The 13,938-nt window shown below is 44.2% G+C and carries 18 protein-coding genes; 1 reads left to right on the top strand and 17 read right to left on the bottom strand.

Annotation, left to right across the window (positions count from 1 at the left end; translation table 11 throughout):
• Positions 1–441 precede the first annotated feature (441 nt).
• The 17 genes from BV390_RS28840 to BV390_RS28925 form a co-directional block, all read right to left on the bottom strand.
• Entirely contained in the window at positions 442–828 is a 387-nt protein-coding gene (locus BV390_RS28840; protein ID WP_004197228.1) for a hypothetical protein, read from the bottom strand.
• A 416-nt stretch (positions 829–1,244) separates the two neighbouring features.
• Positions 1,245–1,889, bottom strand: a complete 645-nt coding sequence (locus BV390_RS28850; RefSeq protein ID WP_004197234.1) for a hypothetical protein — start codon at positions 1,887–1,889, stop codon at positions 1,245–1,247.
• The gene (locus BV390_RS28855; protein WP_004197209.1) at positions 1,886–2,113 is read right to left on the bottom strand and encodes a hypothetical protein; all 228 of its coding nucleotides are present in this window, start codon (positions 2,111–2,113) and stop codon (positions 1,886–1,888) included. Before BV390_RS28855 ends, BV390_RS28850 begins: the two co-directional genes overlap by 4 nt.
• A 477-nt stretch (positions 2,114–2,590) precedes the next feature.
• Positions 2,591–2,779: a hypothetical protein gene (locus BV390_RS28860; protein ID WP_004197241.1), complete on the bottom strand. Its 189-nt coding sequence runs from the start codon at positions 2,777–2,779 to the stop codon at positions 2,591–2,593.
• Entirely contained in the window at positions 2,776–3,273 is a 498-nt protein-coding gene (locus BV390_RS28865; RefSeq protein WP_040209848.1) for a hypothetical protein, read from the bottom strand. Before BV390_RS28865 ends, BV390_RS28860 begins: the two co-directional genes overlap by 4 nt.
• A 92-nt stretch (positions 3,274–3,365) precedes the next feature.
• Positions 3,366–3,584: a hypothetical protein gene (locus BV390_RS28870; RefSeq protein WP_004026415.1), complete on the bottom strand. Its 219-nt coding sequence runs from the start codon at positions 3,582–3,584 to the stop codon at positions 3,366–3,368.
• Between the two features lie 165 nt (positions 3,585–3,749).
• Positions 3,750–4,001, bottom strand: a complete 252-nt coding sequence (locus BV390_RS28875) for a hypothetical protein (RefSeq protein ID WP_004197205.1) — start codon at positions 3,999–4,001, stop codon at positions 3,750–3,752.
• 120 nt (positions 4,002–4,121) lie between these two features.
• Positions 4,122–4,436 carry a hypothetical protein gene (locus tag BV390_RS28880; RefSeq protein ID WP_004026416.1) on the bottom strand — a complete coding sequence of 105 codons (315 nt, stop codon included), beginning with the start codon at positions 4,434–4,436 and terminating at the stop codon, positions 4,122–4,124.
• Positions 4,437–4,516: 80 nt separating this feature from the next.
• Entirely contained in the window at positions 4,517–4,837 is a 321-nt protein-coding gene (locus tag BV390_RS28885; protein ID WP_004026417.1) for a DUF5983 family protein, read from the bottom strand.
• 53 nt (positions 4,838–4,890) lie between these two features.
• The gene (locus BV390_RS28890; protein WP_004181860.1) at positions 4,891–5,760 is read right to left on the bottom strand and encodes a DUF4942 domain-containing protein; all 870 of its coding nucleotides are present in this window, start codon (positions 5,758–5,760) and stop codon (positions 4,891–4,893) included.
• A gap of 389 nt (positions 5,761–6,149) precedes the next feature.
• Positions 6,150–6,731, bottom strand: a complete 582-nt coding sequence (locus BV390_RS28895) for a DUF6012 family protein (protein ID WP_004197191.1) — start codon at positions 6,729–6,731, stop codon at positions 6,150–6,152.
• A 38-nt stretch (positions 6,732–6,769) separates the two neighbouring features.
• Entirely contained in the window at positions 6,770–7,063 is a 294-nt protein-coding gene (locus BV390_RS28900) for a hypothetical protein (protein WP_004181845.1), read from the bottom strand.
• Between the two features lie 60 nt (positions 7,064–7,123).
• On the bottom strand, positions 7,124–7,660 hold the full coding sequence (locus BV390_RS28905) for a hypothetical protein (protein WP_004197201.1): 537 nt from the start codon (positions 7,658–7,660) through the stop codon (positions 7,124–7,126).
• A gap of 478 nt (positions 7,661–8,138) precedes the next feature.
• Positions 8,139–8,618 (bottom strand): hypothetical protein, encoded by a 480-nt coding sequence (locus BV390_RS28910; protein WP_004181843.1) that lies wholly within the window; start codon positions 8,616–8,618, stop codon positions 8,139–8,141.
• An 83-nt stretch (positions 8,619–8,701) separates the two neighbouring features.
• Positions 8,702–8,908, bottom strand: coding sequence for a hypothetical protein (locus BV390_RS28915; protein ID WP_004026437.1), 207 nt, complete (start codon positions 8,906–8,908; stop codon positions 8,702–8,704).
• A gap of 77 nt (positions 8,909–8,985) precedes the next feature.
• Positions 8,986–9,516 (bottom strand): hypothetical protein, encoded by a 531-nt coding sequence (locus tag BV390_RS28920; protein WP_004181842.1) that lies wholly within the window; start codon positions 9,514–9,516, stop codon positions 8,986–8,988.
• Between the two features lie 2,025 nt (positions 9,517–11,541).
• Positions 11,542–12,621: a RepB family plasmid replication initiator protein gene (locus BV390_RS28925; protein ID WP_040210162.1), complete on the bottom strand. Its 1,080-nt coding sequence runs from the start codon at positions 12,619–12,621 to the stop codon at positions 11,542–11,544.
• Positions 12,622–12,673: 52 nt separating this feature from the next.
• Here BV390_RS28925 and BV390_RS28930 point away from each other — a divergent pair, with 52 nt between their 5' ends.
• On the top strand, positions 12,674–13,678 hold the full coding sequence (locus BV390_RS28930; RefSeq protein ID WP_000427620.1) for an IS110-like element IS4321 family transposase: 1,005 nt from the start codon (positions 12,674–12,676) through the stop codon (positions 13,676–13,678).
• The last annotated feature ends 260 nt before the right edge of the window (positions 13,679–13,938 follow it).

Consider the following 13,938-nt stretch of genomic DNA (forward strand, 5'->3'; position numbering starts at 1 on the left):
AGGCTGATTCGATGTGTTTGCGGGAAAAAAATCGGCCCAGATCCGCGAAATTTTAATCAGCGAGTCAGCTTGGGAAGAAATGACCTGCTTATTCGCACCTTCCCTAGCAGCAGCTCGTAACTTTGCTCTTCTATATTCTTTTACAACGGTGGAATCATTCATGAGCGATTGTCTCGGTTAATATCCTTTTTCTTTAAACCCAGGATACTACTTTGGAACTCATGTGCAAGCCCCTATTTGCAGGTTCCAGGAAAGCAAATAAGGAATGTCCATAAACACTGGGAAATAATGAGCGAAGAATAATATAGTTTCGCGATCAGTATGATGACTACAAAAAGGTGAGTATGAAGATCTTCATTATCGACGAATACCTCCCCGCTTATGCGGGGTTCTCTCTAACAGAGAGTAGGAAAGTAACTTTCTATCTGACTGCCTGTGACATCATTCATCCTTTATGACAGCCCGGCACGCTTCTCGCAGTACCCACTCAACGGCATCTTTATAAGCTCCCGTTTCTACTGGCGGATTTTCACGCTTAACCTGCTCATAAAATGCTACAGCTTGTATCAATGCATCCGGCACTAGCTTTGCGTGCCGATAGAGCGGTATATCCCCTGTCTCTGAGTTCTGCTTTCCCCAAATCAGAGAGGTTTCTCGGCCCATGGCAATATGATGAAGGTTTCGTTCGTCGGTAAACACTACCGGCTCGCCGTCCATTGCGGTCAGCGCCATGCGGGCCACTCTCTTAAGAATCTCGATGTCGGCGAGCCCAAGTGTATAACCAGCTTTTAGATCAAATACAGCCTGAATATTTTCGTCTCTACTCATGCATCCGCCTAAAAAATCTAAGTCCAAGTGATTCCAGCAGGGGGAGAACCTGTTTTTTGTTATAAACCGGATAATAGTGGTTAGCTGCCTACTTATTTATAACTTCCGTACCACCACCCGTCCCCGCCATCAGTCAGGGATATTCGGCACTTTCCCACTGCATTAAATACGCTAACCGAGCAACTGAATACGCCCTGTCTTTGAGTTACCGTCACTCCGTTCTCGTACTCGCCAAGACGGATAGTTTTATTATCCTCATCAATCTGAATGTCTATTTTAGTTCCGCGCAGTCCAGTGTCCTTAGTAATAAGCCCACCAGTAGCACCAGATTTTGTCTTTCTAAACGAAACGAACTTAGAACCTGGCACTCTTCCGCTACGCTTTGGTATTGTTCCCAGTTGAGATATGAATGCCATCTATTCAACCTCCATCTTGATGCCAGCGGCGGCCAGCAAAACGGCCTCTACTACCTCCATGGACGGTGTACCCTCCCAACATTCGCATTGGTCATCGTACCCTATTGCGTTCTGAACTTTGCTGATAAATTCTGGATCAATTTTCCAACCCGGGTCAGAATCTTTAGGTTTCGGCAGCTGCACGGTGCGGGACTCCAGCTCTGCAATCTTTCGCTGCTGATTTAATAGCGTTCGCTGGGCTATGAATAACTGGCCTCGTGCCAGTTCATTCTCGGTTTGCGTGTTCTTCAGCGCCTCCAGAACGTAACCATCTGGTAATTCCGATGAGATGCCAGTCAGCATGCGGATAATGGCGGAACCGCGTGCGGCATATTCAGTAATGGATACGTCAGAGCCAGTGTCGACATCAGCGATCTCAAAACGTAAATCTACTGTGTCGCTATCAATATCAGTAGCCTCAAAGCTACCGATAAGCTCTAATACAGCGGCAACATGCTCGACCTCATCCGCCACTACCGGCTTGCTACTCATCGCGGCCAGCGCCAGCTTGAAAGCAGCCAATGTGTTGCTGTCAGTGATGCCAGCGCCTTCAATTGCTGAAATTTGATGCTGTAACCACTCTCTGCTTAAGGTTTCTGTTGTCATGATTTAGCCCTCACCCATCCCTTAGTTGTGCTGCGGATTACACCAGCTTTACGTAGCGCCTGGAGTCGGCGATCGAGAATGCGAAAAGGTTCAGGTTTATTCTCCTCCGTTGCAAGTCGGATACATTCTTCTGCAACATCTTTGACGTACAGACTGGAAAATGGCGTTGGATGCCCGCTAATTTTAGTCAGTATTTTTGAGTCAAGCTCGTTATATTTTGTCATTGTCAGATTTCTCATGTTTTAAATTGTCTATGCAGAACTGAGTAAGAACTCTGGCCTTCTCACCAGTAATTCTATACCGGTATGGATTTCCAAAGGTGTCAATCGTGTCGCCGAGTGCGTACCAGTCGTCAGTGTAGGGGCACGATTCGAATTTTCGTCCATCCCCACCAGTGACATAACGATGACGACGTGTGATCCCCCTGCGTGTGCAACTCCCGCCCTGCCAGCATGTCGCACCAGTTGGGTAAAAATCGCGCTTAGCCATTACTCATCTCCATCGAAGGGTCTGACTCTCCGGATGCGAGTTGCGGTTACGACCGCACTCATTACTGAATTAGCCTTCTTCTTTGCCCCCACCATATTTAAAATATATTGGGAAAAATCCGTGCGAATTGAGTGACGGGTGTGGGGTACTCGCTGAGTTGCTTTAGCTGAGACAAAGCACCGTTTATTTCTGACTGTGTCAGTTCGGTGAAATCAGTCATCTCTGCTCTCTGCGATAATTTCTGAAATCAAACGTTCCACGACCCAATGGTTTATATTCTGAACTGATGGAAAACGCTTATATCTTCCGCCTCTGCCATTTCTTTGCCCGCGCTGAGCATTCAATCGCCGGAGTACGCCATTGTTGATTTTGGGTGGCAGTGCGGTGATATCAGTTTTCATACTATACCACCTTTGACGCGGGCGATGGCTTCACGCGCAGCCCATACAGCATGTTTGTCAGGAATAACTACTCCGCTTTGCTTTCCATCCCGGTCACGTTCTCCAGTGTCACAAGCAGCAGAAAGTGCTTCAAGGGCTGTCAATAATTCATCACGCTGTCCTGCTACTTTCAAATACTCAGTCGCGGCGGTAGCCATTTCGGCTTTATGCTTCTTGTAAGCCTCATAGGCATGCCAGGACTGGCCTTTGCGCACGCTGGTGGTTATGTCTGCTACCTGGTCTGGCGTAAGCGTGGTCAATGGCTGTGCCGGGTAAATCAACACCTGACCGGCACTCCAGTCGAACCCGGCCTCGATGGACTCGACTTCTACTGATGGAGTAACTCCGACACTTCCCGGAGAGTGGATGATGATCGTGACTTCAGGATCGCGGCGCTGGTTGATTTTGTTTGCCCATATGGCAGTTATCAGCTCAAAGAATCTGGAAAATTTCATACAACGCTTCCTCAAAAGAACTTCACACTAGATTTGCAGAAATTTGCAGGCTATGTCCGGCAAGAAGTGGATGTAGTTTTATGACAGACAAATTAACTTACCTGGCCGGACTTTTTGTCTGCTTTCATTTTGTGATATACAGCCCAGCTCAAAGCATCCAGTTTTTTCAACCCAGCCTTGTCATAAAGGAAGATCCCATTATTACAGGCGTGTTCTTCTTCAACTTTCTTTTTTAGTTGTTCTAACTGGTCATATGTGAGCGTCGAAAGCTTTACCCGGTTCCAGCCAAAATTACGAATGTGAGTGGCCATTTATTAGCCTCCGTTACCCAGTAAATTTTATTCGCATTAATCACCAGGATAGCAACTTAGAACTCCCAGTCAACCCCTCTAAACACCCTATTTGTCATTAATTCATAATCACTGGAGCACTTAGCAGCAATGTAATAAAGCATGACATTAATTACGTGATTATGTTTACTTTGATTGTAATGATGGATCCTTATAATCAATAGATGCAGATACGTTAGAAAAGAACGCCTCCCGGGTGTGGCTGTTAAGTGCACGAGCGAAGGTTGCATTAAGCACCTCGGCATCACTGCCATCAGTAATATAAAGTGCGATTTTTGTAGCAAGCCGTGCCTTGGCTTCTTTTAACTTCATATCACGACAGGCACGGGGAATATATTCCGCAATCTGGGCAATAGACTTTTCAGTTTGGTTAAACATTAAAACTCCCTCGGCATTCATGATATTAACAATGTCATTTCAAAAAAAATGCGTCCCGCTTAATAGCGTTATTGAACCCGCACACAGTTATAAAAAGGTAAAAAGTTACTTTCCAGGTAGTCAGACGTTCCGGCGGTTATACGTCACTTTCCAGTCGTGATAATCTTTCCCGTCATTAAGAGGGCTAAGTTTGACGACATTTTCCGCCAGTCCATTCATCATCAGCACGCGCTCAATGCCAGAAAACCAGTCTTCCTCAGAGCTCAACGGGAACCAGAGATTATGATTAGCGCCACTTAGTAGCTCATCATTACAGAAATGAATCCCTCTGCCATATTTTGTCACACAGCCGGTGACAATCACTTCATGTCGAACGTCATTGTCGGTTGCAGGAACATCTTGCTGTACAGAACTATTTCCGTTTTCTATGCCCATTTGCGACACCTTGATTTTCTGTTTAACGTTTTATATATAGCCCCCGCCACGACAGGTTGTTAGGTCCTGGTAAAGAATTGTTACCAGTCCCACGCAATAAGTTCATCCACAATATCTGCGTCACGATCAAAGTGAACACATTCGAACCCTGCGTTAAGTACTTTTTCGATATTTTCGATTGTAGGCCAGGATATACCATCATCACGTAAATGTTGTTTCCATTCCTGATTATCACAAGTTATCCGAATAATGTAACCATATTCATTTGCGTGAATCCAGTTACGACCACTTTCAGAACGAGGGTTATAACTGGCTTCAGTTAATAACACTGCATCATCTTTAGAAATGTGAGCTGTGCTGATAACAGCGGTGGTATAGCGTTCTTTAATTTCAATAGCCATGTCATGTTACCTGTATAAATAGTAGTGCAAGGGTATAAAGTTAGAATTAATTGTCATACTCTGGATGGTAAAGCATCAGGGTATCTACTGGCCACAATCTCATTAATTTTGTCAACGAGGTCTGGACGTGTGAACGTCACATGAGCGGACCCTTTCCAGAAAGATTTAATAGTGAACCACTCACAGGTAAACACACCGTTTAACGTATAACTGTTTAAGTTGATAAAATCCCTGTACTGGCTTCCTTCCGCTATCCGTGAATCTGGAACGTTTTTATTGTCGATAAGGCAGAAAGCACGGGCGAGATCATTAATCCAGTTCTGTGCATTAGTCCTGACCGAAGCGTATCGGTTTCGCGAGATATTTATGGATAAAACACCTTCGAGGATAATTTTCTTGCCCAGACGGCAAGGATTATTTGTTTTGTAGTCCCAGGACAGCTTACGGAAAACGTCAATAATACCAGTTACAAATGTTTCGTTCTTTGAGGCATGAAGATGCTGAAACGTACTGATGACATTGTCCAGAGTAACTTCAGGGCATTCTTCACTGTATACCTGGTCAGTCCATTTATCATGTTGCTCACTACTCATAAATGTAAACATCCCTGTCTGGGTCATCAGGCGCGTCCAGATACTGCTATCAACACAACGAGCCACCCTGCGGCGTAAAGCCTCTATTTCATTTTCTTTGCGGCAACGCCTACCTGACGCCACAATCTCATCCAGCCCCGAGAACCAATCCTTTTCAGCAGCAGCTGCGAACAACAATTCTGCTTCTCTGAGTTTCTCTAAACCTTCCATAAACGCCGCAATGCCAGCAGTACGTTGAGCAATGATTAAATCAATAGGTACAGAAGGAATAATATCTCCTGTGTTCTCTGATGTATTTAATTCATCAATCAATGTATTTTCGATGGACATAGAAACTCCCTGAAAGAAAAGGTTAGTACGAAAAATCTTTCTTCGTTGAAACCAGGATACCTTTTTTTACCTCTTCATCAACCCCCATCTTTTAAATTTCCTTAAAAAAAGTTACTTTCTCGGAGTCTGACATCCTGGATTAAAACCCTATAATTCATTATGCTCCAGTGTTTACGCAGAGGGTTTAAAAAAAACAGGATCTTAAGCCAAAATCATTGAGTAATGATGAGGGGTATTAGACTGGTACGAACCATAAATACGTAAGTTTCATGCACCAAATATTTTCTGATTGCATTTCAGATTTTCTGTAACAGAACCAGAACGAATAGTTGAGAATGTCATGTTTAAAACAAAGCCCCGGGACTAAACCGGAGCTGCATTTAGAATTTTCAGATGCAAATTGCAGAGCTTAGCTCGGGAAGTCTGTCGGTTAATAAACTGTATTCGGAAAGTCTGTCTGTTTCCAAGGTATGCAAGAGCAATGTTTCCGTCCTGGACAATAAAACATTATTATCCCATACATCATGATGTAATTTATTGACCGGTTCTCCGGTTCGATATGATTCCATCATTGGTTGTATTTTAACCGGCGCGGCGTTGTGATAAGAATGATGGAGCCTCGGTTTAAATTCATCAAGCCCAATATTTAAGCCTATATATTGTGATATTAGATCAAAATCACAATCCAGCACTATAGTTTTAATATTGTGCTGAACAATACCGATGTCTTCTATGTACCATTTATATTGTGTTGTAAAATGACTTACTTTTTTATCATATTCAAGAAGTAAGCCAATCATTGCTTTACGATTTTTTTGCATACCCACATTAAGCCGTTTATTAGGAAACGGTCTTCCGCATGAAAGCGCATCGCCTTTAATCTCAAACTTCAGTTCCGGGATCGTCACTGATTCAAGTCGGCATTTATTTGAAATGGTGTGGTATAGTGTTGGAACAAGATGAAGATGCATGAATCCCCCCGAAAAAGATGTAGTCCCAGCTGCTTAGTTTATTCAGCCCAGAACGGGGTTAATGGTACGCGGTCTCCCCTGAGTAGTTGCTTTAAATTGGCCTCGTGAAAAGTCCGATAATGCTCAATGTTCGCTTCGCAAAAGGCTTCAAGTTCAAGTTCGGTCAGTCGAGGAGAATAAATTAGGAGTGAATCGGTTTCATCATCAGCAAACTGCTCTGTTCCATCGGGATACATGAGTCGTGGAACTCCTCCAATAAGCATTTCCACCTCAGTTATAAAAGGTGTCGTATCTTGAGACTGGAAATTCAAAAAAACAGTTCTGTCACACATTAAGATGCTCCTGCTTTCAAAAATAGAGTATTTTGTACTTATCTTGGCTGAACTTCACGTTCAGGAAGAGAGGTGTATAACCAGGCCAATCGTCTTGTCATCAAATGAAAGCCCCCGTGCAATGTTTTCCCTAATCTTTCTTTTAAGTAGTTTGATGAATTTTGACTTTAAAAAAGACTCTTGCGACAAATCAACCTGCGAAACTGGAATGGAATAAATTTTCTTTGAGTACCGGTAACCATCGAAATCATTAAAACATAGATTTATACTAATAAATTCCGAACGCGAACCCCTGCCTTTATTTGCTAAATCATATGCTGATTGCTTATCTGACTCTTTAATTTTAATAAATGAAGAATCATGATAGTTCTCTGGTAACACCGTAACGATACTTCCTGATGTTATGTCCCTGATTAGAACGTACCATCTTTCATCCAGACGACTATAAATCAGAAGGTGTTCTTTTAATATCCCGGGCTTGGAACCCAAGTCGACATATTCCCTTTTATCGAGCATATCAGTGAGTACATGCAGAGGAAGTCGAGAACGCTGCATAAGTCTGAGTCTGGCATGGTCGGTTATGCCTGTGTATACCATATTTCCTCCTCACCTACTGTTTTATATAAATATTAATTATTCATCCATGACTGTTAATCACCTCCACTGCACCCTGAATCTGAAGTGTCCGAATAACTGCAATCTCCTCCATTAATAATGGTACTATCCGATTGTACGTTGCTTGTTGATGATAAATAAATGCTATGGATAATCAGTGAGGAATCATCACTATCACTCTGTTTATACCGGTGAGTCAGATGTTTCCCCGCTATGGATAATGATTTTTCGTTTTTATTTATGTTGCCTGGAACAACTGGAACTTTAGGGGTAATGAAAATATACCAGCTAAATGAAAACCACCAGGAGACCAACGCGTAATAAAACAACCACGGCCAGTCGCTTAGCCAATAACCACCGTGATAGGCCAAAAGTAAGGTACAGGCCCCTCCCAACAACACCAGTTTCCGAAACAGCATAAACACCTCTTAGCAAAAGTAACTTTTGCGAGTGGGTTTTATCAGTGCAGCATCAATTCCTGAGCCGTAGATTGCCCGCGATGCCCAGCATCAATAACCGTCATCATCGGCTCGGCAATACCGACTACGTCCTCATCAATACCTGCACAACGACTGACCACATCGATGATCGCCAGAAGTTCATTAAGCGTCAGCGGCTCATCAATCTTCACTTCCGTAATGTCTTTCTTAACAATCGCATCACGGGCAGCACTATGCTGTTTCTGGTTATATAGCCAGACTGCATGGGTCTTAGATACCTGTTCACCGGGAGCGGATTCGTCAGTTTCTGAGTCCGCAACAAAAATGCCAACCTGATTTTCAATTCCTGCGCACAGGCAGATTGAATTTGTCAGATCCAGAAGCTGATTCAGCGTAGGAGAACAGAGCAGCTCAATTGATGATGTTGCACGGGCCTTAATAGCGCTTGCTACAGTGTCATGATGTTTTTTGCTGTAAAACGACACGGTCATGTTACTCATGGTGTTTTTCCTTCTATGCTTTTCCGTAAATTGACTGAGTGGCCTGTATGTAGAGAGTGGAACAGGCCAGTACAGGTAATGCTTTACTGACCGGTAGTTTTGCCTTCCTGAGGTTCGTCTTTAGAAGACGCCCTTTTTTTCAGTCCAAAACGACCAGCAAAGTAGGCCAGCGCCAGGATGGCGTATACCTGCCAGAAAGGCCAGTCAGAAAGGAAATAGCCCATGTGGTAGGAGAGGATCAACAGCCCGATGATGGGTACCAGTAATGCTTCCCGTTTAATGTTTTTCATTTCTACCTCAAAAGTGACTTTTATTGGTTAATTTGTGCCTGTGGCATAGTAATGACACTATTCTTTACTTCTCTCTCCTAGTCGCAGTTCACCCCCACTACAAAAAGCACCAGCCCAGTGGTGACATTAAGGCTTCTGAGATCGGTCTGTTCTGTGGTTAAGGCCCTGAGATTGGCGTCAGTCGCATCCAGGGGGTATAGCGCCTGTGTCAACAGGAGAGCATTTTCGTCCGAGCAGGTTAACCCGAGAGAAATAACGTATGACTGATAATTCAGCCGTACGCGCTTCTGTTCCTCGTCGCCCGCGCAGTTAAAATAATCGAGCGAGCGTGGCTCAAATGCCTCATCTGCAATGCTCTCCAGCATCCCATGTTTTTGAGGCATGATCTGCAATGGTAATACCGCTGCCGGGAACTGGTTACAACTGTGGCCTCCGCATTGTTCTTCGCCAAGGAACCAGTCCTGGGAAGGTGACTCCGGAACTATCTTCGTTGAAGCCAGCACCAAAGCAGGGTATTGATCGTCATGACAGAACCAGGGGGCAAAATGCTTCTCCGAAATATCGGATATATTTCTTCCATACAGAATCGGTGGAATAGAGGATTTCATTACTCTGACCTGCCTTAATTTTTGATTATCTTTCTAACCAGATATCTTCTGCTTGTCCGAAACATAATTCACTCTTCCATACATAACCACCATATACTTGAAGTGTATCCTGATATGCAGAGGGGATTCTGGCTTAAGACGATAAATTGTCTTTTGAATAAAATTTATTTTCCTGCATGCTGGATAGGGCGAATTTTCTGTTTATCTGGTACTGAAACTGGCGGCGTGCAGCCAGGGAATAGGATATGTATTCGTGCCCGCACTGCCTGCATTTACACATATAACCTGTACCTTTAGTTGCGAGTACTGATACATCTCCCCATCCGTTATGATCCAGACCCGCCCTTAAACGGTGCCAGTTTTTTTCATAGCAGGGCAAGCAGCGTAGGCTTCGATTTCTTCGGCAACTTCCACGTTCTCCCATATGCAGTTAAAACCCCTATTGTATTCGTGTCTGGCAGGAACAATTATACAGATTGAAACGTTGTGTAAAGCCCCTATTTAAGAATTCCGTCCAAAAAACATTTTATATATCATAAACATCCAATAATTACGGAAAGAGCTACAGAGGGTGACTGAGGCGTGAGTGATTGATCATGTTGTTCTGGTCTCGAGATGGCCCACCAGCACAAATGTGTAGGGTGCCGGTGCAAGTATAAAAATGACTAGTGTACCGACAACAGTGAGAAAAGCGGAAAAGTGACTTTTACGGGAGTACAGCATGGTCATAAACAACAGATCATCCCCCACAACACAGATATCTCTAAGAGGAATATGCTTCATATTTATGATGTAGTCTTCTCATCTCTTTTTAAACTTTATACGACTCATTAGAGACATACGGTCAAAACCATAACTATGCCTTAGACGCTGCCCTCTTTTCCTCGTCCCCCCCACCCCCTCCCATCGGTCAAAAAACAGCCGCAGTTATGTTGTCACACTGTTTATTTATACAGCATTGATATGTAATGACATTTTTTTGTTTACATCCCCAAAAAACGTTCCTTAGTTACGAAAAATGATTCGCTGACTCTGTAAAATTGTCCTGCCTGTGATTAGCAACGGATTACCGGAGCAAATCTGGTGAGGTTGTTTAACAAAGTTACTTTTGATTGCGATAAACCTTGCGTCAGTGCTGGAGGTCAGAGTAGGCCAGATGTACGAACGGATGCACAAAGAAAATGCCTTCGTTCCACTCTGTCCCTCTCTTCATCTATAGGCTCTTGCTTACACCTGGCGAAACCAATCTCGAACAGGGTTTATCGACAAAAGTAACTTTCCGTCCTGGTTATTTACCTGGGCAAAGCGATCTCTTAGAACGAACGAGCGTACAAGCGTTGTCCTGGAACCAGAACCGCACAACGCATAGAACACTTTCCGGCATAAAAGTAACTTTCTCAAAGTTGCGTTGTGACCAGAAAGTAAAACCGGAGAGTAGCTTTACGATAATCGACCCTTAGCATGCAACATAAGGCCCCGTTGATCTGGGCTCACTCGATGGCTTACGAGGTAACAAACATCGCAACTAACGGTAAGTTCGCATCCCTGTAAAAATGCATGGTGATACGTACGACGGTTAATCTTTTCACTTTTCATAGGATGAGCACAACTGCTATCTAACCATGTCAACCTACTTGAATTGCTATTAAGTTATTGTTTTATAATGTAAAATGCCACTATCTTTCTGGGGTTACCCTGATACTGTGAACGTACAACCGTTAATTCTTTCAGATTAAAGTGACAATCTGCGGGCTTTGCACGTCCATAGGAACGTACGACGGTTAATGTTTTGAGCTGGAGAGGTCGGATACGAATGACAACATACGACCGTTAATGTTTCTGATTGAACTTGTCTTGAATGAAGTTTATTTGCTGTAGTATCAGATAGTTACTGTGTTTTCGTGTAGAGAGGCAACAATGGACGTGTAGTTAAAAGTGCAGCAACAGCGATAAAAGTTACTTTTCGATAAGGGGACTATTCTTCCAGAGAGTCATCCCCCTCTTTTGTACGCCTGATTTCCTGAATTAAAGCTCCTCAAAATCGGCATCTTCGACTTCGGATTCCGGTTTTCCTTCCCTCTGCAACTTATCGAGGGCATCCAGAACGCCAGCAATCTCAGTTTCTGAGTAACCTGCAGCCTTCAGCATTTTAAGTTTATGTATCAGTGCATCGTCATCAGCTGGGTTATGTGCAGCCGGGACCAGGATGGTCTTTTTGGCATCCAGCGAGGGACTTCGTTTAAGTATGTGGAACTTTATTGACCGACCAATCTTCTCTTCTCTGTATTGCAAGTAACCGATTTGCTCAAGCTCCTTCAACGAACGGCGAATGATCATGTTCTGAGAGGCTACTGGGGACGTTAGCCGTAAACGGTCGCGAAAGCGTTTCATTGAGATTGGTGCAGGGTCTTTAGGTAGGCTGGCGAGGTAGGTATACAAGGCCTGGGCGGACTCTTTCCTTTGCAGATTATCAAGAGCCTTAAGGCGAAGATAAACCTTATAGTCAATCTGATAGAGCTCCTGAATCCGGGGATCTCCCTCTATCTCAATCTCATTGGTTTTTATGTTGTACCGTGCCCAGTTAATGAGGCCGGTCGTGAGGGTTGAATCTTCATTGCGGAACTGAAAAGTGACCATTTTCAGTTTAATCATCGAAGCATCGATACGTTGTTTCATGGGCTTATTCGACCTCGAGGGGTCAAACCCACAATTTTTAAGGAAGGTGCTAAAAGGAAGCTTAATCCTTCCTGAGTAATGGCCATGGTCATGTAATGAACGGACTATACCAAGCCATACACGGAAATCTGTCCCCATATCAAGACGAGGGCTGGATAGCGATATTTCTTTGTAGCCTTCACTGGATGCGATCTGCATATGCTGTAAATCGCGGGACACATCCATCGTAACCAAACCCTCTGGGAGGTTTTTCTTTGCTACGCCCGGAGGGGCCGGGACAAATACCCCAAGCCTCAACAAAGCAACAGGTTGAACGGTACCATTGTTACCAGGGGTAAAGTTAGTAACTTTACCCGTACCCCCTACGACATTGAATGAGAATGCGGCTTGTTCTTTGATTTCATTGTTAATTTTTAATGAGATGGTCACTCCCTCCTTCCCGGTACTATGCTGAGGATAGGCTTTCATTCGGAGAACTATCATGGAAAACATTGCGCTCATTGGTATCGATCTGGGTAAAAACTCTTTCCATATTCATTGCCAAGATCGTCGCGGCAAGGCTGTTTACCGTAAAAAATTTACACGGCCAAAGTTAATCGAATTTTTGGCGACATGCCCCGCTACAACCATCGCAATGGAAGCCTGTGGTGGCTCTCACTTTATGGCACGCAAGTTGGAAGAGTTGGGGCATTTTCCTAAGCTGATATCACCACAATTTGTCCGTCCATTCGTTAAAAGTAACAAAAACGACTTTGTCGACGCCGAAGCTATTTGTGAAGCTGCATCGCGTCCGTCTATGCGTTTTGTACAGCCCAGAACTGAATCTCAGCAGGCAATGCGTGCGCTGCATCGTGTCCGTGAATCCTTGGTTCAGGATAAGGTAAAAACAACCAATCAGATGCATGCTTTTCTGCTGGAATTTGGCATCAGCGTTCCACGAGGAGCTGCCGTTATTAGCCGACTGAGTACCCTTCTTGAGGACAATAGTTTGCCTCTATACCTCAGCCAGTTATTGCTGAAATTACAACAGCATTATCACTATCTTGTTGAGCAGATTAAAGATTTGGAATCCCAGTTGAAACGAAAGTTGGACGAAGATGAGATTGGACAGCGCTTGCTGAGCATTCCCTGCGTCGGAACACTGACAGCGAGTACTATTTCAACTGAGATTGGCGACGGGAAGCAGTACGCCAGCAGTCGTGACTTTGCGGCGGCAACAGGGCTAGTGCCTCGACAGTACAGCACGGGAGGTCGGACGACATTGCTGGGAATTAGTAAGCGAGGTAACAAAAAGATCCGAACTTTGTTGGTTCAATGTGCCAGGGTATTCATACAAAAACTGGAACACCAGTCTGGCAAATTGGCCGATTGGGTCAGGGATCTACTGTGTAGGAAAAGCAACTTTGTCGTCACTTGTGCTCTGGCAAACAAGCTGGCCAGAATAGCCTGGGCCCTAACGGCACGACAGCAAACTTATGTAGCATAACGGAAGAAATACACCGGTTTAAAGAATCACTGATCTGGTTTTGCGAATACTGATATTGATGATACTAACGGCCCACCGGCCTGTTGAGGAACCTGTAAAACGGAAAGGCTCATTGAAGCCGCATATTTTCTGGAGGTTCATCAGGCGCGGAACTCATCGAGGCGCGGGAATAAAATCCCATTCAGACGCCGGATAGATTCAAGCAAGCCAATTTATCGTCAAAATCGGTGTTGCAAAAACGGGAGTGACCATAGATTCCG

This window comes from Klebsiella sp. YJ, assembly GCF_002108615.1.
Taxonomy (GTDB): Bacteria; Pseudomonadota; Gammaproteobacteria; order Enterobacterales; family Enterobacteriaceae; genus Klebsiella; species Klebsiella planticola.